27 protein-coding genes are annotated in these 26,232 nt (G+C 67.2%); 10 read left to right on the top strand and 17 right to left on the bottom strand.

What is annotated here, in order from left to right:
- Nucleotides 1-27 precede the first annotated feature (27 nt).
- On the bottom strand, nt 28-783 hold the full coding sequence (locus JHD80_RS03495) for a Crp/Fnr family transcriptional regulator (protein WP_199084980.1): 756 nt from the start codon (nt 781-783) through the stop codon (nt 28-30).
- Nucleotides 784-970: 187 nt separating this feature from the next.
- Here JHD80_RS03495 and JHD80_RS03500 point away from each other — a divergent pair, with 187 nt between their 5' ends.
- Nucleotides 971-1,252, top strand: a complete 282-nt coding sequence (locus JHD80_RS03500; RefSeq protein WP_199084981.1) for a hypothetical protein — start codon at nt 971-973, stop codon at nt 1,250-1,252.
- A gap of 96 nt (nt 1,253-1,348) precedes the next feature.
- On the opposite strand, the gene JHD80_RS03505 is transcribed toward JHD80_RS03500, so the two are convergent.
- Genes JHD80_RS03505 through JHD80_RS03515 form a run of 3 tightly spaced genes read right to left on the bottom strand, consistent with a single transcriptional unit; the run spans nt 1,349 to nt 3,802 of the window.
- Nucleotides 1,349-3,001 carry a histidine kinase dimerization/phosphoacceptor domain -containing protein gene (locus JHD80_RS03505; protein WP_199084982.1) on the bottom strand — a complete coding sequence of 551 codons (1,653 nt, stop codon included), beginning with the start codon at nt 2,999-3,001 and terminating at the stop codon, nt 1,349-1,351.
- Entirely contained in the window at nt 3,001-3,615 is a 615-nt protein-coding gene (locus JHD80_RS03510) for a sigma-70 family RNA polymerase sigma factor (protein ID WP_199084983.1), read from the bottom strand. The genes JHD80_RS03505 and JHD80_RS03510 overlap by 1 nt, the downstream gene beginning before the upstream one ends.
- Nucleotides 3,602-3,802, bottom strand: coding sequence for a NepR family anti-sigma factor (locus JHD80_RS03515; RefSeq protein WP_199084984.1), 201 nt, complete (start codon nt 3,800-3,802; stop codon nt 3,602-3,604). The genes JHD80_RS03510 and JHD80_RS03515 overlap by 14 nt, the downstream gene beginning before the upstream one ends.
- A gap of 256 nt (nt 3,803-4,058) precedes the next feature.
- On the opposite strand from JHD80_RS03515, the gene JHD80_RS03520 reads away from it, so the two are divergent.
- The 3 genes from JHD80_RS03520 (at nt 4,059) to JHD80_RS03530 (ending at nt 6,003) form a co-directional block, all read left to right on the top strand.
- The gene (locus JHD80_RS03520) at nt 4,059-4,853 is read left to right on the top strand and encodes a response regulator (protein WP_199084985.1); all 795 of its coding nucleotides are present in this window, start codon (nt 4,059-4,061) and stop codon (nt 4,851-4,853) included.
- Nucleotides 4,854-4,993: 140 nt separating this feature from the next.
- Nucleotides 4,994-5,158 (top strand): hypothetical protein, encoded by a 165-nt coding sequence (locus tag JHD80_RS03525; protein WP_199084986.1) that lies wholly within the window; start codon nt 4,994-4,996, stop codon nt 5,156-5,158.
- A 182-nt stretch (nt 5,159-5,340) separates the two neighbouring features.
- Nucleotides 5,341-6,003: an extensin-like domain-containing protein gene (locus JHD80_RS03530; RefSeq protein WP_349237201.1), complete on the top strand. Its 663-nt coding sequence runs from the start codon at nt 5,341-5,343 to the stop codon at nt 6,001-6,003.
- 5 nt (nt 6,004-6,008) lie between these two features.
- Here the strand turns inward: JHD80_RS03530 and JHD80_RS03535 are convergent, their stop codons facing one another.
- Nucleotides 6,009-6,272: a hypothetical protein gene (locus tag JHD80_RS03535; protein ID WP_199084988.1), complete on the bottom strand. Its 264-nt coding sequence runs from the start codon at nt 6,270-6,272 to the stop codon at nt 6,009-6,011.
- Between the two features lie 145 nt (nt 6,273-6,417).
- Here JHD80_RS03535 and JHD80_RS03540 point away from each other — a divergent pair, with 145 nt between their 5' ends.
- Nucleotides 6,418-6,852: a DUF992 domain-containing protein gene (locus tag JHD80_RS03540; RefSeq protein ID WP_199084989.1), complete on the top strand. Its 435-nt coding sequence runs from the start codon at nt 6,418-6,420 to the stop codon at nt 6,850-6,852.
- A gap of 164 nt (nt 6,853-7,016) precedes the next feature.
- Nucleotides 7,017-7,397: a response regulator gene (locus JHD80_RS03545; protein ID WP_199084990.1), complete on the top strand. Its 381-nt coding sequence runs from the start codon at nt 7,017-7,019 to the stop codon at nt 7,395-7,397.
- 6 nt (nt 7,398-7,403) lie between these two features.
- On the opposite strand, the gene JHD80_RS03550 is transcribed toward JHD80_RS03545, so the two are convergent.
- The 5 genes from JHD80_RS03550 to polA form a co-directional block, all read right to left on the bottom strand.
- Nucleotides 7,404-8,795 carry a sensor histidine kinase gene (locus tag JHD80_RS03550; RefSeq protein ID WP_199084991.1) on the bottom strand — a complete coding sequence of 464 codons (1,392 nt, stop codon included), beginning with the start codon at nt 8,793-8,795 and terminating at the stop codon, nt 7,404-7,406.
- Nucleotides 8,796-8,874: 79 nt separating this feature from the next.
- A complete protein-coding gene (locus JHD80_RS03555; RefSeq protein ID WP_199084992.1) occupies nt 8,875-9,300 on the bottom strand; it encodes a hypothetical protein in 426 nt (141 codons plus the stop codon).
- Nucleotides 9,301-9,302: 2 nt separating this feature from the next.
- Entirely contained in the window at nt 9,303-9,662 is a 360-nt protein-coding gene (locus tag JHD80_RS03560; protein ID WP_199084993.1) for a glycine zipper domain-containing protein, read from the bottom strand.
- Between the two features lie 116 nt (nt 9,663-9,778).
- Nucleotides 9,779-10,921 (bottom strand): AI-2E family transporter, encoded by a 1,143-nt coding sequence (locus JHD80_RS03565; RefSeq protein WP_199084994.1) that lies wholly within the window; start codon nt 10,919-10,921, stop codon nt 9,779-9,781.
- Between the two features lie 92 nt (nt 10,922-11,013).
- Entirely contained in the window at nt 11,014-14,058 is a 3,045-nt protein-coding gene (polA, locus tag JHD80_RS03570; protein ID WP_199084995.1) for a DNA polymerase I, read from the bottom strand.
- A gap of 94 nt (nt 14,059-14,152) precedes the next feature.
- On the opposite strand from polA, the gene JHD80_RS03575 reads away from it, so the two are divergent.
- Entirely contained in the window at nt 14,153-14,818 is a 666-nt protein-coding gene (locus tag JHD80_RS03575; RefSeq protein WP_465246489.1) for a nitroreductase family protein, read from the top strand.
- A gap of 145 nt (nt 14,819-14,963) precedes the next feature.
- Here the strand turns inward: JHD80_RS03575 and JHD80_RS03580 are convergent, their stop codons facing one another.
- From JHD80_RS03580 to JHD80_RS03590, 3 genes are all read right to left on the bottom strand, one after another.
- Nucleotides 14,964-15,902: an aldo/keto reductase gene (locus JHD80_RS03580; protein WP_199084996.1), complete on the bottom strand. Its 939-nt coding sequence runs from the start codon at nt 15,900-15,902 to the stop codon at nt 14,964-14,966.
- Nucleotides 15,903-16,097: 195 nt separating this feature from the next.
- Nucleotides 16,098-17,921 (bottom strand): translational GTPase TypA, encoded by a 1,824-nt coding sequence (gene typA, locus JHD80_RS03585; protein ID WP_199084997.1) that lies wholly within the window; start codon nt 17,919-17,921, stop codon nt 16,098-16,100.
- Nucleotides 17,922-18,074: 153 nt separating this feature from the next.
- Nucleotides 18,075-19,406 (bottom strand): TAXI family TRAP transporter solute-binding subunit, encoded by a 1,332-nt coding sequence (locus tag JHD80_RS03590; RefSeq protein WP_199084998.1) that lies wholly within the window; start codon nt 19,404-19,406, stop codon nt 18,075-18,077.
- A 68-nt stretch (nt 19,407-19,474) separates the two neighbouring features.
- On the opposite strand from JHD80_RS03590, the gene JHD80_RS03595 reads away from it, so the two are divergent.
- From JHD80_RS03595 to JHD80_RS03605, 3 genes are all read left to right on the top strand, one after another.
- Nucleotides 19,475-20,158 carry a phosphoribosylanthranilate isomerase gene (locus JHD80_RS03595; protein WP_199084999.1) on the top strand — a complete coding sequence of 228 codons (684 nt, stop codon included), beginning with the start codon at nt 19,475-19,477 and terminating at the stop codon, nt 20,156-20,158.
- Nucleotides 20,155-21,372 carry a tryptophan synthase subunit beta gene (gene trpB / locus JHD80_RS03600; RefSeq protein ID WP_199085000.1) on the top strand — a complete coding sequence of 406 codons (1,218 nt, stop codon included), beginning with the start codon at nt 20,155-20,157 and terminating at the stop codon, nt 21,370-21,372. The genes JHD80_RS03595 and trpB overlap by 4 nt, the downstream gene beginning before the upstream one ends.
- 124 nt (nt 21,373-21,496) lie before the next feature.
- Nucleotides 21,497-23,413: a glycosyltransferase family 2 protein gene (locus JHD80_RS03605; RefSeq protein ID WP_199085001.1), complete on the top strand. Its 1,917-nt coding sequence runs from the start codon at nt 21,497-21,499 to the stop codon at nt 23,411-23,413.
- Here the strand turns inward: JHD80_RS03605 and JHD80_RS03610 are convergent.
- The 4 genes from JHD80_RS03610 to JHD80_RS29055 form a co-directional block, all read right to left on the bottom strand.
- Nucleotides 23,358-23,960, bottom strand: a complete 603-nt coding sequence (locus JHD80_RS03610) for an SCO family protein (RefSeq protein WP_199085002.1) — start codon at nt 23,958-23,960, stop codon at nt 23,358-23,360. The two genes, JHD80_RS03605 and JHD80_RS03610, sit on opposite strands and share 56 nt — an antisense overlap.
- Before the next feature lie 97 nt (nt 23,961-24,057).
- Nucleotides 24,058-24,240 carry a hypothetical protein gene (locus JHD80_RS03615; RefSeq protein WP_199085003.1) on the bottom strand — a complete coding sequence of 61 codons (183 nt, stop codon included), beginning with the start codon at nt 24,238-24,240 and terminating at the stop codon, nt 24,058-24,060.
- A 209-nt stretch (nt 24,241-24,449) separates the two neighbouring features.
- Complete coding sequence (locus tag JHD80_RS03620; RefSeq protein ID WP_199085004.1) at nt 24,450-25,883, bottom strand: amidohydrolase family protein; 1,434 nt, start codon at nt 25,881-25,883, stop codon at nt 24,450-24,452.
- Nucleotides 25,884-25,954: 71 nt separating this feature from the next.
- Nucleotides 25,955-26,086 (bottom strand): hypothetical protein, encoded by a 132-nt coding sequence (locus JHD80_RS29055; RefSeq protein ID WP_282568353.1) that lies wholly within the window; start codon nt 26,084-26,086, stop codon nt 25,955-25,957.
- Nucleotides 26,087-26,232 lie beyond the last annotated feature (146 nt).

The raw sequence follows: 26,232 nt of genomic DNA on the forward strand, positions 1-26,232 counted from the left end.
AATCCGCAACGGCCCAAAACCATGCCGTCAGATCAGCGGCCTTGGCGCCGTGATCCTCTCATAGGCCGCCGCCATCCGCGCCGTGAGATGCGGATTGAGCAAGGTGAGCTTTCCCCCTGCCAGCGAGAACAAGCCTTCGCGACGCAGCCGCGACCAGGTCTTGCTGGTGTGAACGAGCGAGAGCCCGAGCGCATCCGCAAGCTGCTGCTGCGAGAGCGGGAAGTCGAAGCCGTTATTGGTGACGAGCCCGAGCGCGTCGGCCCGGTGATAGAGCGCGATGATCAGAGCGGCGATGCGTTCGCCCGCGTTGCGCTGGCCGACCGAGGTGAGGTTGTCGTCGACCATGCACTCCTCGCGCGAGCCGAGCCAGGACACTTCGTAGGCCAGCGTCGGCATCCGCACGAACAGGTCCCAGAGACGCTTGCGGGGGAAGACGCAGAGCTCGACATCCGTCAGGGCCTCGATGCCGTGCTCGGCGGCCGAGAGCAGCGACGCCTGCAATCCGACCAAGTCGCCCGGCAGCAGGAAATTGAGAATCTGGCGGCGCCCGTCCGGCAGGGATTTGTAGCGGAAGGCCCAGCCCGAGAAGAGCGTGTAGAGCTCCGCATCCTCCTGCCCGGGATGAATGATGTCCTGCCCGGCGTGCACGGTACGGTGATCGGTCTTCATCGTCTGGATGAAGCGGATCTCCTCATCCGACTTGTCCCTGAAAGCGGGCTTGAGCCGTAAAGGGCAGGCGAGGCAGGGCGTGCCGAGACGTCCCGGCCGGCTGGCGATGTTCATGGCTTAATTCGATCCCCCCGATCGCCGGCGCAAATCCGGCTTTTCCGACAACGCTGCGAAGGCGTTCCGCGTTCCGCTGCGACGGAAGCCGCGGGCCGACGAACGCCTTGATGGGAACCTGAGCCGCATTTCGGGCGTTTTCAATCCCGAAAGCCGGTCAATCGGCCGGCCAGCCCTGGAGACATCCATGCTCAAGTCCAGCCTCGCGCCGGCCATGCGCGCCATCGTCTTCTTCGGCCTCATGGGTGGGGCCGTGACCGGCATGACCCTGGGTGCCGGGCTTCAGATGCCGGCGGACCAGAGCTCGACGAGCGTCGCTCTCGCGAAGGGTGAGCGCGGTCAGGCCGATGCCGTCCAGTTCGCTGCCGTCGACCGGTCCGACCGCTCGCGCAGCGCCGCGAAGCGCGCGATCGCCTCGCCGTCGCAGCAGGCGATGGCCGAAGGGCCGATCACGCATATCGTTCGCTGAACATCCACTATCACTACGAGCGCGCCGTCATTCCGGAGAGACCCGGATGGCGGCGCGCTTTCTCGTGTGACCCGAAGATTTTCGAACCTGAAGATTTCAGGAGCCGTGGCCGATCCGCCAGCGGCCCAGGCTGCGGCCCCCGGGCTCCTGCGTCTGGACGGCCTCGATCTGGGTGAGCAGCCCGGCGAAGAGCCGTGGCGGCGGGCTATGCTGGATGTCGCGATCGACCTCGAGCCCGACCTCGATCGCCGAATCATCGAGATCGAGGACCTCCACGGCGATCCGCACGCCCGGCGTGCTGCGCAGCGCTCTCGATGCGACATCCGCCACGAGAAAGCCGAGCGGGATGATGCGGTCGACGGACAGCGTCGCCTCGGTCTCGATCCGGCTCGTCACCCACTGGTCGCGGCTGCGAATCAGGTTGGAGATCATGGTGACGACGTCGTCGAGGAAGAGGTCGACCCGGACCGGCTGCATCTCGCCATCGGCGAGGGTGAAACGATAGGCCGCCGACAGCACATGCACCCGGCATTCGGCATCGGCCAGAGCGAGCCGCGCCTCGTCGCGATGATCGCGCTTGCTCAGCCCGATATAGCTCTGCACGACCTGCAGGCTGTTCTTGACCCGGTGATGCAGCTCCCGGACGAGGAAGCGGTTGTCGTCGAGTGCGGTCTGGAGGCGGCGCTGACGCACCTCCTGCTCCTCGACCATGCCGTTGAATGCCTCGGCGACGCTGCGGATGTCGCTCGGCATGTCGTCCGCCACGGAGGCGCGTACGCGGTTGTTGGAGGTCCGCGACCGCGCCGCGACCTCGATCCCGCGCAGCCAGCGCAGGCAATGCTTGTCGATCGCCCGCATGCAGACCAGGCAGAGCAGGGCAAGCGTCAGGAGCGGGGCGAGCAGCAGCACCACGAATTGCAGCCGGGCGGCGTCGGCCGGACGATCGTCGAAGCTGGCGACGATATAGAAGTCCGGCTCGGCGACCACGCGGGCAGCATAGACCTTGTCGACCCCGGCACGGCTCGGCGCGATCCAGCGCGCATGTTTCTCGATCACGCGGTCGGTCCGCGGCAGCCACGACATGTCGCGATTATTGCCACGGCTGGCGATGACGCCGGCATCGCGTCCGACCAAGGCGACATTGAGGACCTGGCCGTCCTCGCCGAGATCGAAGACGTTCTCGAGCAGTTCGGGGGTCGTCAGCAGCAGGGCCTGCTGCAATCCACCATTCGCACCGGGGATGTCCGAGGCCAGGATGGCGAGATAGCGGCGCCCGCCGGCGGTGACCTGATCGTAGCGCATACGGCCGAGATTGGCGCCGTTCCACATTCCGACTGCGGGCCGGCCCGCGAGCTGCCTCGCGAAGCCGTCCAACGCCTCAGCGGAAAGGTCCGGATCGACAGCCCCGGCGCAAACCCGTCCATCCGTGCCGCGCAGCAGAAAGCCGCGGAAGCCTTCGGACCGTTCCATCGCCTTGACGCCGGCATCGCGACATCCGGCCGTGGCGAGCCCGGTTTCGGCTGCCGTGGCGCCGAAGGCGAGCAGTGCACGCGACATGCCGCGATACCAGACGCGGGTGCGCACCGCGAAATCATCGACGGCGCGCGCCTGCGCGGCTTCGATCGCGACGATCGCGGCCCGATAGGTCGCGTAAGCCGCAAAGGCCGAGGCGCAGGCGATCGGGATGGCGATCGCGACCAGCAAAGCCAGCAGACGCGTCCTGACTGTGCTGAAACGCCGCAAACGCATCAAGATCCAACGGGTTCGGAACCAACTCTCTGCATCGCGGCTGCATTGGTGCGGCCCGGACCGAGGTCATCGACGCTGCCGATGGACAGGAGCTCGGCCAGCTTCGTGCGCGCACGATTGACCCGGCTCTTGATCGTCCCGATCGCCACGCCGCAGATCTCGGCGGCTTCCTCATAGGAGAGCCCGGTCGCGCCGACCATGATCAGCACTTCGCGCTGCTCCTCCGGGAGCTTCGCCAGCGCCTTGCGGAAATCGGCGAGGTCGAGATGGCTTTCCTGATTGCCATGCGTCGCCATGCGCTCGGCATAGGTGCCTTCGCTGTCCTGCACCTCGCGACCGCGCTTGCGGTACAGCGAGTAATAGGTGTTACGCAGGATAGTGAAGAGCCAGGCCCGCAGGCTGGTCCCGGGTTCGAACTTGTCCGAATTGCCCCAGGCCTTCAGCAGCGTGTCCTGCACGAGATCGTCGGCCAGCTGCATGGAACCCGAGAGCGAGGCGGCGAAAGCGCGCAGATTCGGAATCTCGCGGATCAACCCGTCCTTGAAGTCTTCGGTCCTGCGTTCCTGCGCCAGGGTTTCAGTCTGGCCTGCAGGCGCGATATCACTGGGACTCATCGCGCGACGCTCCAGCTGCACGCTGCTCGGTCGCCTCAAGCTGCGCGAGCAGCACGAGAAACTTGTCGGGCACGGGTGCGTTCACGATGTCGTCGTAATGGGCCTTGAGGGAGCGGCCGATGGATTCCTGCACCTTGGGGTCCAGAACCAGATCGAAACCTTCGTCGGGATCGTCCGGTTCAGTCATCGCTGCATCCAACCCGTTCATCTCAGCCCTCGCACCACCGACGGGCCAGCTTTTCCAGCCGGTCCCTCATTCTCGAACATCACTATCCCAGGCCTTGCAACATCCTGCCCGTTGCCAAGGCCACGACGCGATAGCGACACCAATACGCCTTTACAACGAGCCCCCCCAGACAAGGTTCCACAGTTAGGAAAAAATAAATTCCTTGTCTCGCGCGTATCCTAAGCCATTATTCCAGCACGTTAAAAGGGACGCGTTCATGTCGATTGCAAAAGAAATTGCGCCTCATCTTCCGTATCTGCGCCGCTTCGCGCGGGCGCTGTGCGGCAGCCAGCCGAGCGGCGACGCCTATGTGGTGGCCATGCTGGAAGCGCTGGTCGCAGACCCCTCCGGATTCCCGCGCGACGTCGATCCGCGCATCGGTCTGTACAAGACATTCCTGAAGCTCTGGTCGTCGGCCAGCGTCGACGTGGCCGCGCCGGTGGTCGAGCTCTCGCGCGCCCCGGCCGAGCGCAATCTGGAGGCGCTGACGCCGCGCCCGCGCCAAGCCTTCCTGCTGCGGACGGTCGAGGGCTTCCCGCTCGACGACGTCGCCAAGGTCATGGACGTGACGGCGGCCGAGGCTTCCGCCCTGATCCAGACCGCAGGCCAGGAAATCGCCGAGCAGGTCGCGACCGAGGTACTGATCATCGAGGACGAGCCGATCATCGCGCTCGACATCGAGACCATGGTCGAGGAGCTCGGCCATACCGTCACCGGCGTCGCCCGCACACAGCGCGAGGCGATCGCCCTCGTCGCCAAGCGGCGGCCCGGGCTGGTGCTCGCCGATATCCAGCTCGCCGACGGCAGCTCCGGCCTCGACGCCGTCAACGAGATCCTGTCCTCGATCGACGTGCCGGTGATCTTCATCACCGCCTATCCCGAGCGCCTCCTGACCGGCGACCGGCCGGAGCCGGCCTTCCTGATCACCAAGCCGTTCCAGCCGGAGGCCGTGAAGGCCGCGATCAGCCAGGCTCTGTTCTTCGATCGCCGCGCCGGCCGCAAGGCCGCCTGACGCTTCGACCGCCGTCGAAGATTCTCAAGGCCCGCGGCACCATTCGCGGGCCTTTTTTCTTGCCATCCGGGAACCCGGGCGGAGATGATGCGTTCCGCGTTGAATGACAGTTTCGTTTGCAGTTGGGGAGGGCGTGGATTATGGCGACGACCTGCTTCTCGGCCGCGATCGCGGCGCTATCGATCGGGGCTGCCCTCTTTTCCGGGATCGTGCAACCGGGCGCGACGGGCGCGGACATCCTGTCCCTGGTCCTTGCCGGCCTGACGGGTCTCACGATCGTCAGCGCCTCGGCCCTGGACAGCTAGCACGACATTCCAACAAGCCGTACGGGGCGAACGCCCGTGGTCGTCCGGGCGAAGGGCTTCTCCTCTCTCTGATCATCGCCCTCGGCATCGGGCTGGTGCCAGCCATTGCGGCGGCTGCCCCAGTCACGGCCCCGATCTCCGCACAGAAGCCTCCGCCGCGTCCGCCCGAATTGCGCCCGTCCGTGCCGGATGGAGCCGGAAAGGCCGAGCCGCCGGCTACGACGGCAGCACCCCCGAGCGCGAATGCGCCGGTAACACCCTCCACCGAGGCTTCATGCCTGTCGGCCTTGGCGGCGGTTCCCGGCAACCGCGTCGCAGCGGCGACGCCCGGGCCGCAGGATAGCGATCCGGCCTGCCGGGTCAGCGAACCGGTCCGGGTCGAGGCCCTCGCCATCCGCGGACAGGGCGGTCCAGCGGTCGTGACCTTCGCACCCCCGCCCTTGCTGAGCTGCGCCATGGCCCGCACCCTCGCCGATTGGCTCGACCGCAGCCTCCAGCCGCTGGCTCGCGGCCATTTCGAGCGCGATCTCGTCGCCTTGCGCGTCGGCGGCGGCCACGAATGCCGGCGGCGCAACCGCGCATCGACCGGCCCGGTCAGCGAGCACGCGACCGGCCAGGCGCTCGACATCTTCGCGATCAAGCTGAGGACTGGAGGGGATGCGGTGGAGGTCGTGGTCGAGAAGCCGCAGGGCCTTGCGCAGAACCGCTTTCTCGATGCGGTCAGGCAATCGGCCTGCGGCGCCTTCATGACCACGCTCGGGCCGGGTTCGGATGCCGCCCATGCCAATCACCTGCATGTCGACATTCAGGAGCGGCGCTCACGCGCCTCGCGGTTCTGCCAGTGAGGACTTCAGTTCGTGTCGTCGGACGACCGGAAGCGCAGCAGCAGGCTTCGTTCCCGGCTGCTCGGCACGATCCCATCGACGAGGCGGGGGCCGCTGCGGCGCGCCGCCATCACGGCCAGGGCGGCCTCGCAGTCGAGGCCCGCGGCGATCAAGTCCTCAAGCTCCCAGAACGGCGGCAGCGCCAGGAACTCCGGATCGATTATTGTTGGGATTTCCCCAAGAGGACGACTCACGGCCATCGACATTCCCATGCCAAGATGAAACGCCAACGCTACAAACTCTCCTTTGGTTCCCTAGCCAGGAACTGTGGGTTTCTTGGGGCGTTCGTACCGCCAGTTCACAGGAGCATTTGCGATGAGCCTTGGGCATTCCCGATCCTGCCTAACCGCCCTTGCCTTCGCTGGCCTCATAGGAATGCATGAGCCCGCCGCGGCACAGACCTCCGGCCCGCCGACCGGGCGCCTGTCCTGCACCGTGGGCGCCGGCTTCGCCGCCATCGCCAAATCACAGAAGCCGCTCGACTGCCGCTTCAGGCCGCGCCGCGGTCCGGTACAGTATTACACCGGGATCGTCCGCCAGTACGGGGTCGATCTCGGCTCGATCCGCGGGACGCGGATGGCCTGGCATGTCTACGGACCCTACGCGCGGGCGCCCCTGGGCGCCTTGAGCGGGAGCTACACGGCGCCCGCCCCGGCCGCGACCGGCGCCGGGTCTGCGCTCGTCGGAGGCGAAGGCAACAAGGTCACGCTTCAGCCGCGGGTGGCGCAGACGGTGCGCGGCTTCAATGCCGCCGTCGGCGTGACGCAGTTCGAGCTGACCTTGGCTGGCTCGGGAGGCCGCCGCCGCTGACATCCCAAACGCGGGCGGGATTACCTTTTGCTAACCTTGACCGGTCAAATTCGACTCAAATTCCAAGCTTTCGGCCATGCTGGAGTGCCGAAGCAGGAACTTCGCCAATCCTGTTACGTTGACATCGCGTAACCAGAGATTGCAGTGAGTGAGAGAGCCGGTCGATGGCTGATATCCGCGTACTGATCGTCGAGGACGACCCGTTCATCGCGATGGACATCGAGAGCGCCGTTGCCGACCAGCTCGGCGACGCCGTCGAGTTGATCGTCGTCGAATCCGTGGCCGAAGCCCGTCGCATGACGGCGAAGCCGCTTGCCTGCGCCCTGCTCGACATCGATGTCGTGGGCGGCAAGACCTTCGACGTCGCGAGCGTGCTCCAGGACAGCGGAACGCCCTTCGCCTTCGTCTCGGGATCGGCGCCGCATGAGGTGCCCGCCGCGCTGCGCGGCGTCCGCTTCCTGCGCAAGCCCTTCTCGACGCGCGAGGTCGCGGCCTTCGTGAAAAGCGCGGTCGCACCGTCCGACCTCGAGTCGGCCCAGGGCTGACGCATCTCAGGATTGGGGCGCGGGCGCTTCCCGTTTTGGAAAGACGATCATCACCCTCGTACCGGGGCGCTCCGCATGGTCATCATGGAGCGGCCCGGACGTCATGGTCGCCCGCATGCTGCGCAGCAGGCTCGCGATCACGGTCTGGCCCAGGCCCTTGCTCGCCACGTCCGCCGGCATGCCGACACCGTCATCCTCGATCGACAGCGCAAGCGCGGGCTCGCCTTCATGGTCGGCCGGGGCGAAACGGATGACGATCCGCCCCGCCATGCCGTCCGGGAAGGCGTGCTTGATGGCATTGGTCACGAGTTCGTTGACAATGACGACGAAGGAAACCGCGTCGCGGCCGGGCAAACGGATCGACTCCATGTCGAGATCGATCTTGATGGGCCGGTCTTCCGCCGATTTGCCGATCTCGGCGAGCAGATCTTCCATATAGGGTCGCGCATCGATCTCGTCGGTCTCGATGTCCAGGCGCAAGCGCCGCTGACCTGCCGCAATCGCCTGGATGCGCGATTGCGCCTGTGCCAGCGCGGCCTTCACCGCCGGCTCCCGCGTCTGCCGGCTCTGCACGTTGAGCAGCGCCGAGACCATGGCGAGGTTGTTGCCGACGCGGTGATTGACGTCGCGCAGCAGCGCCTCGATGCGCAGGCGTTCGCTTTCGAGCTGGCGCGTGCGCTCGCTCACGATCCGCTCGAGCTCGGCATTGCTGATCGCCAATGCGTTGCTGCGGCGCTGGCGGCGGCGCAATTGCTGCCAGGCAGCGAAGGCAAGGCCGGCCAGCGCCACGACGATGCCGGTGCTGCCCCAGAGGCGGCGGCGCTCCTCGCGCCGGTAAAGCGACATCAGGCGGATATTCTCGCTCTGCTGGATGGCCTGGACGTTGTCGCGCAGCCGGTCCATCGCCGCCGTGCCGGCCTCGCTGCGGACCAACGCCAGAGCTTCCGGCCGGCGCCCCGCACGCTCCAGCGAGATCGTGCGGTCGAGTTCCGCGAACTTGACGCCCATATCCGCACGCAAGGCCGCGACCCGAGCCTTCTGGTCCGGATCGGCATCGACCAGCGCGGCCAGGATGTCGAGTTCGGGGCCGGCGGCGGCCCGGCCCTCGGTGAAGGGGTCGAGATAATCGGCCTGACCGGTCAGCAGGAAGCCGCGCTGCCCGGTCTCGGCATCGCGCATCCGGCCCAGGAAGCGCTCGGCCCGTTCGCGGATCTCGATCGCATGGGAGACGCGGTCCGCCGTCTGCCGCGCCTGCTGGTTGATCCAGGCGGCCAGCACGACCGCCAGCGCCACCACGCCGATCGCAATGATCGTGGAGGTTGCAGAGCGCAGGCGTGCGCCGAAGACCGGGAAAACCGGTATCGGAAAGCGGGTGGGAGGCCTCACCTGATCGGACATGCAGCTCTTGTTAAGGGACGCATGCCGACATCCCTATGTAAAAAGACATGCCCCGTCCATGCCGGGAAACGATGCGGAATCAGGCTTCCGCATCGTCATCACCGCCGCCCGCGACGATCTGGCGACCCAGAATCGCACCGAGTACGACGATGCCGCCGGCCAGCGCCATGCGCCAGCTCAGGCGCGAGCCGATGAGCTTCGCCGCCAGCGGCGCCGCGGCGAGGGCCGCGGTCGCGGCAGGGCGCGGCGGCCGGCGCCGGCTCTTGACGAAGAGCGCGATGCAGATGGCGAGGAAGCCCGCCACCAACAGGCCGCCAGCGATCCAGAGGCTGGCCGCAACCGTGCCGTAGCGAAGCTCCAGCACGGTATGCAGGGCGTTCAACGCATAGCCGCCGGCACAGATCATGAGCAGGGCGGCGAGGCCGAAGAGGCCGTAGACGATGACATTGCGCTTCACCACCCCGGAGATCTCCCCGGCGATGAAGGACCCGATCCCCCCGAACATGGTCAGCGCGCCGACAGGAAGCCGACGAACAGGCCGACAGCCGCTGCGATGCCGAGCGCGCGCAGCGGCCGCTCGCGGATCTCGTCCTCGATCAGCTGCTGCAGCTCGGTCGCCTGCTCCTTGGCGATGTCGACCATCTTGTCGGTGTCGACGCCGACGGCGCGCAGACGCTCGCTGACGGTGGCGGCGATATCCTCGGCGCTACGCGTCAGGGTGTCTTCCAGCGCGCCCGCCTGGCGCTTGGCGCGGGCTCCGGCCTGGCGCACCTCGGCCGCGACATCCTCGGCGCCGGCCTCGACCTCGGCCTTGGCGCGTTTGGCGGCGGCGGCAGCCTGTCGTTTCGCGGATGTCGTGGTGGCCATGGCGGTGTCGTCCTGTCGCTGATGGAAATGCGGATGGTGGCGAGGAGGCGCGGCGACCGCAAGGGCCACCGCTTGACCGGGAAACGCGTGCAAGGCGGTTCTGTTCCGGAAACCGCTCAGGCAGCTTGGGCTTCGCCGGTCTTATCGGCCTCTTCGGTGTCTGACTTGGCCTTTTCGCGGCGATAGCGCGCAAATTCCTCCTGCGCCACCATGGCGACGATGACGATCGGCGTCGAGAGCACGGCGCCAACAGGCCCCCAGAGCCAGAGCCAGAAGATGAAAGCGATGAAAACGAGGAAGGGCGAGATCGTCAGCCGGTTGCCGACGAAGACAGGCGTGACCGCGTTGCCCTCGATCAGGTGCAGGACATAATAGGCCGCGGCCGGCCAGAGCGCCGCGAGGATCGAGGGCGCATCCAGCAATGCGCCGGCGAGAAGCATGATCGCGACGAAGATCGGCCCGACGAAGGCGAGATAGTTGAGCAGGAAGGCGAGCGCGCCCCAAAAAACCGGAAAAGGCAAGCCCGCAAGCCAGGCGATCGCCATCGTCAGGATGCCCATGCCGAGATTGATCACCGTCACCAACGCGAAATAGGTCGCCACCCGTGCCTCGATCTCCTCGAAGAAGGACCCAGCCGAACGGCGCGCGCCCCGACCGAGACAGAGCCTGAGCACGCGTGCCTTGAGGTGGCGGCGCGTCGCCAGCCAGAAATAGATCGTCGCGACGAAGATCAGCATGCCGCCGGCCGCCGTCGACGAGGACATGGCGATGTCGAAGAGCGGATTGCCCTGGGAGACGCTAAGTTCGGCGCCCTTGCCGGTGATCGAGGCTATGCCGCGCTTGAACTCGTCCATGAAGGCGAAGACGCCGGCGAGCTTGCCGTGCAGGGCCGCCATCATCGCCGGAGCCTGGTCGCTCCAGCCGGCGACCGGCACGGCGAGGATCGCGACCGCGCCAAGCAGCAGGCCAATGAAGAGCAGGACCACCAGAGCCGCAGCCGCGTGTTGGGGAACGCGGTGGCGGGCCAGCACATCGACCAGGGGCCCGAGCACGAGCCCGAAAATGACGCCCGCAACGACCGGCATCGCGATGACCTTGGTCAGTGCCAGCGAGGCCGTGGCGAGAATGACGAAGATGCCGACGATGGCGTAGCGCACGATCAGGTCATGCTCGACGGGCGTGACCTCCACGGTGTCCTCGACCGGTTCCGCCTCGGCCATGTAGCGCGGAAACGGCCGCCAGGCCGATGAACTGAGCATGGGATGCTTCCAACGCGCGAGCCGCGCCCCCCTGGCGCGTCAACGGGATCAACGCTGGAAAGATCGACCGGGTTCCGGTTGGCCAGAGGCTCTTAGTGCGCCTCGTCCCAGTTGCCGGCGGCGCGGGCCTCGACTGCGAGCGGTACGCGCAGCTGCACGGCCGGATGCGGCGCCTCGACCATGACCTTCTCGATGATCGGCAAGGTCTTCTCGACCTCCTCCTCCGGGACCTCGAAGACCAGCTCGTCATGGACCTGCAGCAGCATGCGGGCATTGAGGCGGTTGGCGGCGAGCGCATCGTCCATGCGCGTCATCGCCCGGCGGATGATGTCGGCGGCCGAGCCCTGGATCGGCGCGTTGATCGCCTGGCGCTCGACGAAGGCGCGCTCGGACGGGTTCTTCGAGGAAACCGCCGGGAAATGGCAGACGCGGCCGAAAATCGTCGTGACCTGGCCATGGGCGCGGACATGGGTCTTGGTCTGGTCCATGTAGTCGCGGATGCCGGGGAAGCGCTCGAAATACTTGCGGATATAGGCGCTCGCCTCCTCGCGGCCAATGCCGAGCTGGTTGGCGAGGCCAAAGGCGGAGATGCCGTAGATGATGCCGAAATTGATCGCTTTGGCGCGGCGACGCACCTCGCTCGGCATGCCCTCGACGGGCACGCTGAACATCTCGGAAGCCGTCATGGCGTGGATGTCGATGCCATCGGCGAAGGCCTGCCGGAGCTGCGGAATCTCGGCGATATGGGCCAGCAGGCGCAGTTCGATCTGGCTGTAATCGGCCGAGACGAGCTTGTAGCCCTTCTCGGGCACGAAGGCGGTGCGGATCTTGCGGCCGGCCTCGGTGCGGATCGGGATGTTCTGCAGGTTGGGCTCGGACGAAGAGAGCCGGCCCGTGGTGGTGGCCGCCAGCGCATAGGAGGTGTGAACCCGGTTGGTCTGAGGGTTCACGTAAGCAGGCAGCGAGTCGGTATAGGTCGATTTCAGCTTGGCGAGCTGGCGCCATTCCAGGATCTTGGATGGCAACGGATGCCCCTGCTCGGCGAGCTCTTCCAGCACTCCGGCGCCGGTCGCCCACTGGCCGGTCGCGGTCTTCTTGGCGCCCGCCAGCCCCATCTTGCCGAACAGGATGTCGCCAAGCTGCTTGGGGCTGCCGATCGTGAATTTCTCGCCGGCGAGCTCGTAGATCTCGTCCTCCAGCCGGGCCAGCGCCTGCGCGAAATCACCGGAGAGGCGAGAGAGGATCTGCCGGTCGATGGCGATGCCGCGGCGCTCCATCCGGGCGAGGACCTCGACCATCGGCCGCTCCAGCACCTCGTAGACCGCCGTCTTCTTCTCGGCGACGAGGCGCGGCTTCAGCGCGAGCCACAGGCGTAGCGTGACGTCGGCATCCTCGGCGGCATAGTCCGTCGCGCGGTCGAGCGGGACCTTGTCGAAGGTGACCTGCGATTTGCCGGTACCGGCGACCTGCGCATAGGGAATCGTCTCGTGGCCGAGATGCAATTCCGAGAGCTTGTCCATGCCGTGGCTGTTGTTGCCGGCATCGAGCGCATAGGAGATCAGCATCGTGTCCTCGATCGGGGACACGCTGAGGCCATGACGCTCCAGGATCAGCAGGTCGTATTTGAGGTTCTGGCCGATCTTGAGCACGCCCGCATCCGCCAGCAGCGGCTTCAGCGCCGCAACCGCCTCCGCCAGCGGAATCTGGCCTTCGAGCAAACCTTCATCGAAGAGACCGCCATCGCCGCCGCGATGCTGGAGCGGGATATAGCAGGCCCGGCCCGGCGCGACCGCGAGCGAGACGCCGATCAGATCGGCCTGCATCGCATCGAGCGAATTGGTCTCGGTATCGAGGGCGACATGGCCGGTCTCGTAGGCCCAGCCGATCCAGCGTTCGAGATCGGCAAGCGTGCGCACGCATTCATAGGCTGCGCGGTCGATCTTGCCGGCGATCGCCTCGTTCTTGCGGGCGGCGGCGAGGTCGCCCGGCTTCAGCCAGCCGTCTTCGCCGACCGCGGCGCCCGAGGTAGCAGCGGCAGGCGCGGGAGACGCAACCGGTGTGGAGCCGGATACAGCGTCCTCGATCGCATCGGCCCCGACATAGAGGGCCTTGAGCTCGGCGGCGCGTGCGCCACCCGGCGCCAGATCCGGATCGGCGTCGACGGCGCCGACATCGGCCTCATAGGCCTCGGCGACGCGCTTGGTGATGGTCGTGAACTCCATCGCCTTGAGGAAGGCGATGAGCTTCGCCGGATCGGGCTGCTCCAGCGTCAGGTTTTCCAAGGGCGTCTCGACCTTCACGTCGTCGACGAGGCTGACGAGCTGGTGGGAGATGCGGACCTTCTCGATCACCTCGGGATTGGTCAGCGTCTCCCGGCGCTTGGGCTGCTTGATCTCGCCGGCCCGGGCCAGCAGGGTTTCGAGATCGCCGTATTCGCCGATGAGCTGGGCCGCGGTCTTGATGCCGATGCCCGGTGCGCCCGGCACGTTGTCGGTGGCGTCGCCGGCCAGCGCCTGCACGTCGGTGACCTTGTCCGGCATGACGCCGAAATACTCGACCACCTCGGGCTCGCCGATGCGGCGCTCGGCCCGGAAGCCCGCGCCCTTCTTCTGGTCGCCGGAGGCGGGGTCGTACATGGCGACGCCCGGCTTCACCAGTTGCATCAGGTCCTTGTCGGCGGAGACGATGAGGACATCGGCGCCGGCCTCGCGGGCCTGCTTCGCATAGGTCGCGATCAGATCGTCGGCCTCGTAGACATCCTGCTCGACCGGGATCAGGCCGAAGGCGCGCACCGCCTCGCGCATCAGCGGGAATTGCGGGATGAGATCGGCCGGCGGCTCCGAGCGGTTGCCCTTATAGGCCGGGTAGATCGCCTTGCGGAACGAGTTCTCCGACTTGTCGAAGACGATGGCGAGATGGGTCGGCCGGACGCCGAGCACGCCCTCGCGCACGAACTGGAAGAGCTTGGTGGCGAAGAGCCGGACCGCGCCGGAAGGCAAGCCGTCCGAGCGGGCATTGTACTTCCGGTCCTGGTTGATCGATTGGAAATAGGCCCGGAAAATGAAGTTCGAGCCGTCGACCAGGAAGAGATGGTCGCCGGGCTTCAGCGCGGGCGCGGTGGTGGTTGTCTCGCTCATGGCGCGGACCATAAGCGGGCAGACGCAACCGGTCCATTGCATCCGGGCGGCGATTCGCAGCAAGCTGGCCAAAATGCGTCAGGAGCGAAGCGTCGTGAGTCCCTATGTCACCATGCCCCTCGTCTTCGAGGGTGTTCCGGAAGCGGAGATGCAGGGGCGGGCCGACGCCTTCCTCGCCAAGATGCGCAAGCGCCGCACCGTGCGCGACTTCTCCGACAGGCCGGTGCCGCGCGAATTGATCGAGACCGCCGTGCGCGTTGCCGGCACGGCTCCCTCGGGCGCCAACCAGCAGCCCTGGAGCTTCGTCTGCATCTCCGATCCCCAACGCAAGGCACTGATCCGCGTGGGCGCGGAGGAGGAGGAGCGCGCCTTCTATGCGGGGCGCGCCGGCGAGGAATGGCTGGACGCGCTCGCCCATCTCGGCACCGACGAGAACAAGCCCTTCCTTGAGACCGCGCCCTGGCTGATCGCGATCTTCGCCCAGCGCTGGGGCGTCGATGCCGAGGGCAACAAGATCAAGCACTATTACGTGCCGGAATCGGTGGGCATCGCCACCGGTTTCCTGATCGCCGCCTTGCACGATGCCGGGCTCGCGACGCTGACGCATACGCCCGCGCCGATGAACTTCCTCAACGCGATCTGCGGGCGGCCCGACAACGAGAAGGCCCTGATCCTGCTCGTTGTCGGCTATCCCCAGGAAGACTGCGCCGTCCCCGCCATCGGCAAGAAGCCGCTGGAGGAGATCGCGACCTTCCTGTGAGACATCCGCTTCAACAAGCGCGCCGTCATCCCGGACAAGCGGCGTAGCCGCGCCGATACAGGACCCATCGGAGGGCTCGACGCTCTACGATGGATCCCGGGTCAAGCCCGGGATGACGGTGTCGCTCCCGGAATCGTCGCACGCCCTACGCGGTGATGCGGTCGATCTCGGCGAGGTCTTCCGGGCTCAGCGCCCAGTCGGCCGCCTTGACGTTGGCCGCGACCTGCTCCGGCCTGGTGGCGCCGGCGATGACGCTGGAGACGACCGGCTGTGCGGCCAGCCACGAGAAGGCGAGTTCGACCAACGTATGGCCGCGCTGCTCGGCGAAGGCGGTCAGGCCCTCGATGCGGCGCCAGTTATCCTCGCTGAAGATCTCGTCGGCGCGCTGCGGCAGCTTGGTCAGGCGCGCGCCTTCCGGCATCGCCGCGCCGCGCTTGTACTTGCCGGTGAGCGCGCCGTTGGCGAGCGGGAAATACGGCAGCAGGCCCATGCCGTAATGGGCGATGGCGGGGATCAGGTCCTTCTCGGCGCCGCGCTTCAGCAGGCTGTACTCGTCCTGGGCCGAGGCGAAGCCGGGGATGCCGAGATCGCGCGCCGTCCATTGCGCATCGGCGACCTGCCAGGCGACGACGTTCGAGCAGCCGATATAGCGGACCTTGCCCTGGCGGACGAGGTCGTCCATCGCGCGCAGCGTCTCCTCGATCGGGGTCAGCGGGTCCGGCCGGTGGAGCTGGTAGAGATCGAGCCAGTCGGTCTTGAGGCGCCGGAGCGAATCCTCGACGGCGTTCATGATGTAGCGGCGCGAGCCGCCCTTCTTCACACCCTCGGCATCCATATCCATGCCGAACTTGCTGGCGAGCACGATCTGCTTGCGCCGCGCGCCCAGAACCTCGCCGAGCGCGGTCTCGGAGCCGCCGCGCTCGCCATAGATGTCGGCCGTGTCGAACAGGGTGATGCCATGTTCGATCGCGGCATCGACGACCTTGCGCGTCGCATCGAGATCGATGCGACCGCCGAAATTGTTGCAGCCGAGCCCGACGAGCGAGACGCGCAGGCCCGAGCGGCCGAGATTGCGGAATTGCATGGCGATGATCCTTCCCCTTTCGCATCGGGCCGAAAACTGGGCTCCAGTTTTCGGCCCGATGCGACACACGATCCAGAGGCCGGCAGAGGATCAGAGCGGGCGGGCAAGGACAATCGCCCGGCGCGTCATCCGCGGGCTGCGCTCAGCGCAGACCCGGAAACGAAAATGCCCGGGCTCGCGCCCGGGCATTTGATCTCAGGCCACTTCGGCCTTCTGCTTCTGCGAGCGCTTGCGCTCGTTCGGGTCGAGGATGCCCTTGCGCAGGCGGATCGACTTCGGCGTGACCTCGACGAGCTCGTCGTCGTCGATCCAGGCCAGCGAACGCTCCAGCGTCATCCGGATCGGCGGGGTCAGGCGCACCGCCTCGTCCTTCGACGTCGTGCGGATGTTGGTGAGCTTCTTGCCCTTGAGCACGTTCACTTCGAGATCGTTCTCGCGGGTGTGCTCGCCGACGATCATGCCCTGATAGACCTTCCAGCCCGGCTCGATCATCATCGGACCGCGGTCTTCGAGGTTCCACAGCGCATAGGCCACGGCCTCGCCGGTCTCCATCGCGATCAGCACGCCGTTGCGGCGGCCGCCGATCTCGCCCTTGTAGGGCAGGTAGTCATGGAACAGCCGGTTCATGATGGCGGTGCCGCGGGTGTCGGTCAGCAATTCGCCCTGGTAGCCGATCAGGCCGCGAGTCGGAGCGTGGAAGACGAGACGCAGGCGGTTTCCGCCGGAGGGACGCATCTCCAGCATGTCGGCCTTGCGCTCGGACATCTTCTGCACGACGACGCCGGAATGCTCCTCGTCGACGTCGATCACGACCTCTTCGATCGGCTCCAGCAACTGGCCGTCCTCACCGCGCTTCAGCACGACGCGGGGACGGGAGACGCCGAGTTCGAAGCCCTCGCGACGCATGGTCTCGATCAGGATCGCGAGCTGCAATTCGCCGCGGCCGGAGACGATGTAGCTGTCCTTGTCGGAAGCTTCCTCGATCTTCAGCGCGACATTGCCCTCGGCCTCCTTGAACAGGCGGTCGCGGATGACGCGGGTGGTAACCTTGTCGCCCTCGGTACCGGCAAGCGGGGAATCGTTGACCATGAAGGTCATCGACACCGTCGGCGGATCGATCGGCTGCGCCTTGATCGGGGTGTCGACGCTGGGATCGCAGAAGGTGTCGGCGACGGACCCCTTCACCAGGCCCGCGATCGAGACGATGTCGCCGGCGACGGCTTCTTCGATCGGCTGGCGCTCGAGGCCACGGAAGGCGAGGATCTTCGAGATGCGGCCGGTCTCGACGGTCGAGCCGTCACCCGAGAGCACCTTCACGGTCTGGTTCGGCTTGGCCGTGCCCGAAGTGACGCGGCCGGTGATGATGCGGCCGAGATAAGGGTTGGCTTCCAGCAGCGTGCCGATCATGCGGAACGGGCCTTCCTCGACCTTGGGCTCCGGCACATGCGAGAGGATGAGGTCGTACATCGGCGCGAGGCCGCTATCCTGCGGGCCTTCCGGCGAATGGGCCATCCAGCCCTGCTTGCCCGAACCGTAGAGGATCGGGAAATCGAGCTGCTCGTCGGTGGCGTCGAGCGCGGCGAAGAGGTCGAAGACCTCGTTGATGACTTCGGTGGTGCGGGCGTCCGGCTTGTCGACCTTGTTGATCGCGACGATCGGGCGAAGACCGAGCTTCAGCGCCTTCGAGACCACGAACTTGGTCTGCGGCATCGGGCCCTCGGCGGCATCGACCAGAACGATGGCCGAGTCGACCATGTTCAGGATGCGCTCGACCTCGCCGCCGAAATCCGCGTGGCCGGGGGTGTCGACGATGTTGATGCGCGTATCCTTCCAGACGACCGAGGTCGCCTTGGCCAGGATGGTGATGCCGCGCTCCTTCTCGAGGTCGTTGGAATCCATCACGCGCTCGATGACGCGCTGGTTGTCACGATAGGTGCCGGACTGCTGCAGCAGCTTGTCGACGAGCGTGGTCTTGCCGTGGTCGACGTGCGCGATGATGGCGATGTTGCGCATGGACATGCGGGTTGGGCCTTGCTTTCAAGGCCACGAGCCGGTCTGGAGCGATGCCCCGCCGGCGCAGCCTGTTTCACGTGAATCTGGAATTCGTTGCGCTGCACATAAACGTTGACGGGCTTTTCGGCAACCGCAGAGGCTGCCGAAAAGTAAATGCGCTCAAGCCTCCGCCAGCGCGCGCTGCCGTTCAGCCACGGCCCGGCCGACCTGATCGATGGCTAGCCGGTAGGCGGCGAGCGCGGCCACGTCGAGATCGCCCTTGGCATAATCCGCCAGCACACGCGTCAGGATCTGGTCGGCCTCATGACCGAGGCGCATCAATTCCGCCTCGTCCTCACAGGATCGAATGACGGCGAGGAGCTCCAGCAATTCGTCGAGACCCGCCATCGCCCGCCGGCGCCGGTTGGCGCTCTCGCGGCCGAGCAGGGCGGCGCCGCCCGTGCCCACGGCCGAGAGCGCCATGGCGCCGATATAGAACCAGTCGCCATAGCGGTCGAAGAAGCTCTCCTGCTCCCCGTCGATATAGGCGGCCGCACCCGAATGGACCGGCAGCGGCGCGTCCTTGTCGGTCGAGGGCGTCTCCAGCGCCTGCACGGCCGGCAGTTCCGAGGCCAGCGTCAGGCGCAGGCCGAGGATATCCTTGGTCAGTTCGCCGACGAGATTGTCGTCGAGGCTCTGCGCCGCGACGAGGCGGGAGGTGATCGCGATCGTCGGCAGGCTCTCGGCCGGGCGCGGCGGGTCGCCGCCGAGCGCGCCGCGCACGATCTCGCCGGATTCGATCGCGCGGTAATGCAGGGCGAGCGCATCGGCCTCGCGGACGGGGATCAGCACGGGGTCGTTGCCCCAGGCCTCGCGCAGACGGCGCAAGCCGTCATTGTTGGTGTGCGAGCCGACGGCATTGATCGAGAAGAAGGCGTCGATGCGCTTCTCCTTCGCCGACGAGACGATCTCCTCCTGGTTCAGGCCGACGATCTCGACCTCCTCGGGCCTGACCTCGTATTGCGCCAGAACCCGCTTCAGCAGGGTGATATTGCCGGCCGGATTGCGCCCGACGCCGATCTTGCGGCCGCGCAGATCGGCGATGCGGCCGATCGCGGTTTCGGTTGCGGTGATGAAGAACGGATAGGTCCGGCGCGTGATCAGCACCGTGTCGGCGGTCGAGGGCATGGCGATGTCGGCGCGCAGCATGGCGAGATCGGCCTGGCCGGCATCGATCCGCTTGGCGCTGTCCTCCGAGCCCTCCGTGAGGACGAGACGCAGGCGCACGGCGGCCTTGTCGCGGTTGAGACCCTGTACGAAGGCGGCGGCCATGCGGGCATCCTCGGAGCCGAGCGGGCCGACAGCGAGGCGCAAGGTCCGCGGCTGGCCGATATAGTAGAACGTCGCCGCGACGAGGCCGGACACGGCAAGCAGCGCCGCCGCCATCGCCAAACCGCGCCTGCCCATGCCCAGCCGGATCAATCCGCCCCCCTCCTCGCTCTGACCGAACATGGCTTCCTTCGCCATCATGTCGCAAGTACGGCATGCACCGGCGCTCGGACCGTGCTAAACGCCGCGCCATGTCCAATGGTTCGCCCTTCCTGATCAAGATCTGCGGTCTCTCGACACCCGAGACGCTGGAGGCTGCACTTGCGGCCGGCGCCGACATGATCGGGCTGAATTTCCACCCGAAGAGCCCGCGCTACGTCACGCTGGAGCGGGCCAAGGAATTGGCGGCGATCGCGCGTGGCAAGACCGAGATCGTCGCGCTGATCGTGGACTGGAGCGAGCAGCAGGCGGCAGAGCTTGCCGCCGCGCTCAATCCCGACTGGTTCCAATTCCATGGCCGCGAGACGCCCGAGCAGATTGCGGCGCTGCGCCGTGCCGTTCGCCGGCCGGTGATGAAGGCGCTCGGCATCGCCACGGCGGAAGACCTGAAAGCTGTCACGGGCTATCGCGATGCCGCCGATCTCGTCCTGCTCGACGCCAAGCCGCCGAAGGATGCCGCCTTCCCCGGCGGGCACGGCAAGCCCTTCGACTGGGGGCTGCTGGGCGGTCTCGACCCCTCGCAGCGCTTCATGCTATCGGGCGGGCTCGATCCGGCGAATGTCGCCGAGGCGGTCCAGGTGACCCATCCGGCCGGTGTCGACGTATCATCAGGCGTCGAAAGCGCGCCGGGGATCAAGGACCCCCACCGGATCGCGGAATTCATCGCGGCGGCCCGCAAGGCCGCGGCGGCAGGACAGGAAAGCTCGAGCGCATGAACGCCCCCTCGACCCCGAACAGCTATCGCAACGGCCCGGACGAGAACGGCCGCTTCGGCCTGTTCGGCGGCCGCTTCGTCGCCGAGACGCTGATGCCGCTGATCCTGGAACTGGAAGAGGCCTACAACGCCGCCAAGGCCGATCCGGCCTATCACGCCGAGATGACCAGCGGCCTGAAGCATTATGTCGGCCGACCTTCGCCGCTCTATCTCGCCGAGCGCCTGACGGACCATTTCGGCGGCGCCAAGATCTACCTGAAGCGCGAGGAGCTGAACCATACCGGCTCCCACAAGGTGAACAACGTGCTCGGCCAGATCCTGCTGGCGCGGCGCATGGGCAAGAAGCGCATCATCGCCGAGACCGGCGCCGGCCAGCATGGCGTCGCCACCGCGACGCTCTGCGCCCGCTACGGGCTGGAATGCATCGTCTACATGGGCGCGGTCGACGTCGCCCGGCAGGCGCCGAACGTGTTCCGCATGCAAATGCTCGGCGCCACGGTCGTTCCGGTCGAATCCGGCACCAAGACGCTGAAGGACGCCATGAACGAGGCGCTGCGCGACTGGGTGACCAATGTCGGCACGACCTTCTACTGCATCGGCACCGTCGCCGGCCCGCACCCCTATCCGGCAATGGTGCGCGATTTCCAGTCGATCATCGGCAAGGAGACCCGCGAGCAGATGCAGGAGGCCGAAGGCCGTCTTCCCGATTCGCTCGTCGCCTGCATCGGCGGCGGCTCGAACGCGATGGGGCTGTTCCACCCGTTCCTCGACGATCCCAGCGTCGAAATCTACGGCGTGGAAGCCGCCGGCCACGGCATTCCGAGCGGCCTGCATGCGGCCTCGTTGAGCGGCGGGCGCCCCGGCGTGCTGCACGGCAATCGCACCTTCCTGCTGATGGACGATGACGGGCAGATCAAGGACGCCCATTCGATCTCGGCCGGTCTCGACTATCCCGGCATCGGCCCGGAGCATTCCTGGCTGCACGATATCGGCCGGGCGAAGTACCTTTCGGCCACCGACGAGGAGGCGCTGGAGGCGTTCCAACTGATCTCCAAGCTGGAAGGCATCATCCCGGCGCTGGAAAGCGCGCATGCGCTCGCCCGCGTCGCCGATCTTGCCCCGCAGAAGCCGAAGGATCACCTGATGGTGATCAACCTCTCCGGCCGCGGCGACAAGGACATCCCGCAGGTCGCGGAGATCCTGGCCGCGCGCTGACGCTCCCCGGCCTCGCCCAAAGTTCTAGGCTCGGCCTCTCGACTCTCGCATCGGCAGCGACAAGCATAGCTTGTTTCCGGCGCATCCGCGCCGGGCATCGTCGCGTGGAGCGGAACCGGGGCCAGTGGGGGGCAGCGGTAACGACGACCGTCCGATCGGGCGCGGGCCGGGTCCAACCGGCCTGCCGGTCGAACTCGCCTTCCTGACGCGGCACGGCCTGGCGCCTTCGCTTCTCGCGCGCGTTGCCGACATATCCCGGCGCAACCGCACCGAACCGGTCCGCGAGGCGATCGCGCTCGGCCTGATCGACGAGACCGGCTTCTACCGGGCGCTCGCGAACGAGATGGGGCTCGCCTTCCTGCCGCAGCCGCCGCGCCCGATGCCCGGCGGCGGGCATGAGGCGATCCTGCGCCAGGGCATTGCGCCAACGATCGACGACCTGCGGTTCCGATTCATCCTCGCGCCCGAAGGACCAGCGCTGCGGCGGATGCTGGAGGCCGGGCCGCGCAACCGCGGCGACATCGCCGTGACGACGCCGCGCCGCTTCGCAGGCGCGCTGCGCCAGAGCAATGCCGAAACCCTGGCGGAGCACGCGGCCGGGCTCGACCCTGCCGGGCTGGCGCGCGAGAGCGCGCGCACCGGGGCGAGCCGCGGCCAGGTGATCGCCGCCGGAGGTGGGGTCGCCACCACCGCGCTCGGCGGCGTCTTCGCCCCGCTCGAAACCTTCTTCGGGCTTGCATTGCTGCTCGGCCCGCTCTTCCTCGGCCTGATCCTGCTGCGGCTGGCGGCCTCGATCGAACGCTCGTCCCCCGATCTCTGGCGCAGCCATCGCTGGCGCATCGACGAGTCGCGCCTGCCCGTCTACACCGTCGCGGTGCCGCTCTACCGGGAGCTCGCGGTGCTCCGGCAATTGGTCGATGCGCTCGGCGCGCTCGACTATCCCCCGGCCAAGCTCGATATCCGCCTGCTGATCGAGGCCGACGATACCGGCATGCGTAGCGCGTTGGCGCAGATGGCGCTGCCGCCGCATTTCTCGGTGACGGTCGCGCCACCCGGCCAGCCACGGACCAAGCCGCGCGCGCTGAACCTGGCGCTACTGGAAGCGCGCGGCTCGCTCTTCACCATCTTCGACGCCGAGGACATTCCGGACCCGCAGCAATTGCGCATGGCGGCGGCGCGCTTCCTCGGCGGCCCGAAGGAGCTCGGCTGCCTGCAGGCCAGGCTCGTGATCGACCATGCCGAGGAAGGCGTGCTGCCCGGCCTGTTCGCGCTGGAATATGCCGGGCTGTTCGAGGTGCTCAATCCCGGCCTGCTGCAGTTCCAGCTGCCGATCATGCTGGGCGGGACCTCGAACCATTTCCGGACCGAGGCGCTGCGCGCGGTCGGCGGCTGGGATGCCTGGAACGTCACCGAGGATGCCGATCTCGGCTTCCGGCTGGTGCGCGCCGGCTATCGCATCGGCGACCTGCCCTCGAACACGCGCGAAGAGGCGCCGGTCACCATTCCTGCCTGGCTGAAGCAGCGCTCGCGCTGGATCAAGGGCTATATCCAGACGCTGGTGACGCACTCGCGCGCGCCGTTGCGCCTGCTCCGCGAGGCCGGCCTCGCCGCGACCCTTGCCTTCCTGTCGCTGGTCTTCGGTACGGTCGCGACCGCTCTCGGCTATCCCGCCTTCGCCATCGCCGCGCTGATCGCCTATTGGGACGGCTCGCTGTTCGAGCCGGTGGGCACCGTCGCGACCCTCACCTCGATCATCGCGCTCGGCGTCTGGCTCCTGGGCAGCGTCGCGCTGTTCGTGCCGCCGATCGTCGGAGCTTTGCGACGCGGTGCGCCGGGCCTGCTGCTGCTCGTTCCGCTGCTGCCTCTCTACTACGCGCTGGTCTCGGTCGCCGCCTGGATGGCCTTCTACGACTATTTCAACCGCCGCTTCGCCTGGAACAAGACCGAGCATGGGCTGGCGCGCCGACGCGCGCCTGTAGAGCCGGTCAGGAGTGACGCAACCATTCCGCTGCCGCCTGCGCCGGAGGCTGCTCGATATTGAAGGCGCCGACGAAGTTGCCGTCCTTGCCCATCAGATAGACCAGCGCGGTGTGGTCCATCGTGTAGTCGCCATCCTTGAGCGGGACCTTCTTGGCATAGGCGCGATAGGCCTTGATCACGGCGTCGATCGCCGGCCGGTCACCGCTCAGGCCGACGATGCGCGGATCGAAGGAGCCGAGATAGCTCTTCATCGCGTCCGGCGTATCGCGCTCGGGATCGACCGTGATGAAGAGCGCTTTAAGCCCCTTCGCCTTGGCGCCGTCGCCGGCCGCGCGCAGGGCCTCAGAGATTTCGAAGAGCTTGGTCGGGCAGATGTCGGGGCAATGGGTGAAGCCGAAGAAGACCAGGAAGGGCGAGCCCTTCAGGTCGGTGTCGGAAAGCGGCTTGCCGTCCTGCGTCGTCAGGGTGAACGGGCCGCCGACGCTGGCCGTGCCGCTGCCGCTGCCGCCACCCTGGCGGCCGGGCGAGAAGGTGAGGATCGCGGCGGCTGCGAGCGCGAGCGCCCCGGCCAGGAAGACGACGAGGGGCAGGACGAGACGGCGGTTCACGAACGTTTTCCCGGGCAGGCGGCCGCAGCCGCTAGACAGCGTTTTTTCCAGGCATCGGGCGGATCCGAAAACCGGTTCCCACTTGTCGGACCGATGCCTAGAAACAGGCCACGATGGCGGCGATCAGACCATCGGTGAAAAGCCGATCGCCTTCGCGCCACCAAAGCAGCAGGCCGGTGAGAAACAGGGCGAAGAAGCCTCCGCCGATCAGCATGAGGCCCAGACGGCTCGAAGAGCCGGCCTCCGCCTGCGTTGTCTCGTCTGCCTGCGACATGGGCACAACCTAACGCCGGATCGCGCCGTCCGAAAGCGGGCGGCGTGACGCAGGGGGCTCACGATGCGGCGATGCGCCCTGAACCCCGAAATCGCAGGGGTCATTCTCGGGCGAAGCGAAGCGCAGACCCGAGAATCTCTGGCAGGGAAAGGCTCCGCTGCCTCTCCTTCATGAGGTGCTCGGGTCAAGCCCGAGCATGACCGCGGGGGTTCCCCTCACTTCACCGGGAAGGTCAGCGGCGAATAATCCGTCACCGGGCGCTTGATCCAGTCATTGGCGGGCGCCGCCGCTTCCGTCCGCTTCTGGGCCTCGTGGAGGCGCAAGGCTGCGGCCGGATAGTCCATGGTCAGGACGGTTCCGTCGCGAACCACGAGCCTGCCGTCGACATAGACGCGGTCGACGGCGCGTTCGGCCGCGGCATAGACCATGCTGCGGACGGGGTCGCGATGCGGCTGCATCATCGGATGGGTGAGATCGACCATAACGAGGTCGGCCTTGCAGCCGGCTTCCAGGCGCCCGATGTCGTCGCGGCCGAGCGCGGCGGCGCCCGCCGTGGTCGCGGCCTCGAAGATGTCGGTGGTGGTGAGCGTGCGCGGGTTCTCCGCCATCATGCGGGCGACATAGCCGACATGGCGCATCTCCTCGAGCATGTTGTGCGGATAGGTGTCGGTGCCCAGGCCGATGCGGACACCGGCGCGGCGATAGCGGCCGAAATCGTCGAGCGCGATGCCGCGGCGCATGAAGACCGTCGGGCAGTGGGCGACCATCGTGCCGGTCTCGGCGAGCAGCGCGAGGTCGCGCCGGCTGTGCCAGGCGACGCGCGGGTAATCGTCGAGGAAGATGCCGTGGCCGACGATGCTGGTGTCGCCGAGCACGCCGAGCTTCTCCAGCCGTTGGATCGGCGTCACGCCATGGCGACGGGTGATCTCGTGGAACTCGACCGTCGACTGGGCCGCATGGATCTGCCAGGGCAGGTTACGGCGCTTGGCCTCGGCGTAGCTGTCCTTGATCAGGCCTTCGCTGCAGGTGTCGATCTGCGAAGGAGAAACCATCGCGAAGAGCCGGCCGGACGGATGCTTCTGCGCCTGCTCGATGACCGCGAAAGCCTGCTCCATGGCCGCGACGCCGGCCTTCTCGTCCCACTCGTATTCGACGACATGGCCGTTCTTGGTGTACCAGCGGGCCGAGCGGAACATCGGCGAGAGGCAGACGCGCAGGCCGCTACTGGCAGCCAGATCGATCCAGCCGGGATGAGCGACCGACATGTCGGCGAGCGTGGTGACGCCGGAGAGCAGCAGTTCCGAATAGGCGACCTGCACGCAATCCGGCACGGCCTCGGCGTCCGGACGCAGAATCGGCATGAACTCGTAGAGCGAGGAATTGTAGAGCGCGGGCGAGCCGAGCTCGTCGAGGAAGCCCTTGTTCAGCGCCTCGCTGGAGGGGTGCGAATGGATGTTGACGAGGCCCGGCATGACCATGCGCCCGCTGCCGTCTACGGTCTCGTCGGCCGGCCCTTCGTAGCGGGGCCCGACATAACGCAGCGTGCCGTCCTCGAAGGCGACATCGGCTCCGTGCAGATAGACATGCCGGGAGGCTTCCGCATCCCAGGCGACAACGACTTCGGCGTTCTTGATGACCGTGATCGTCATGACAATTCCTCCCTAGTGGCCAGACATAGAAAAAGCGCCGCGCGGTTCCCACCGCGCGGCGCCGAAGACGTTCAGCGCTTCAGCTTGAGGTCGAGCCCCTTGTAGAGGCCGGCACCGTAGATGCCGTGGGCGCGCACGCCCTCCAGCCGATCGCCGGCGACGACCCAGAGCGGCTGCGAGGCCAAGGGCTGTCTCTTATACACATCTGACGCTGCCGACGATTAACCTTGCATGAAAACGGGGGGGGGGGGGGGGGGGGGGGGGGGGGGGGGGGGGGGGGGGGGGGGGGGGGGGGGGGGGGGGGGGGGGGGGGGGGGGGGGGGGGGGGGGGGGGGGGGGGGGGGGGGGG

This window comes from Allobosea sp. ASV33 (assembly GCF_016428755.1).
Lineage (GTDB): Bacteria > Pseudomonadota > Alphaproteobacteria > Rhizobiales > Beijerinckiaceae > Allobosea.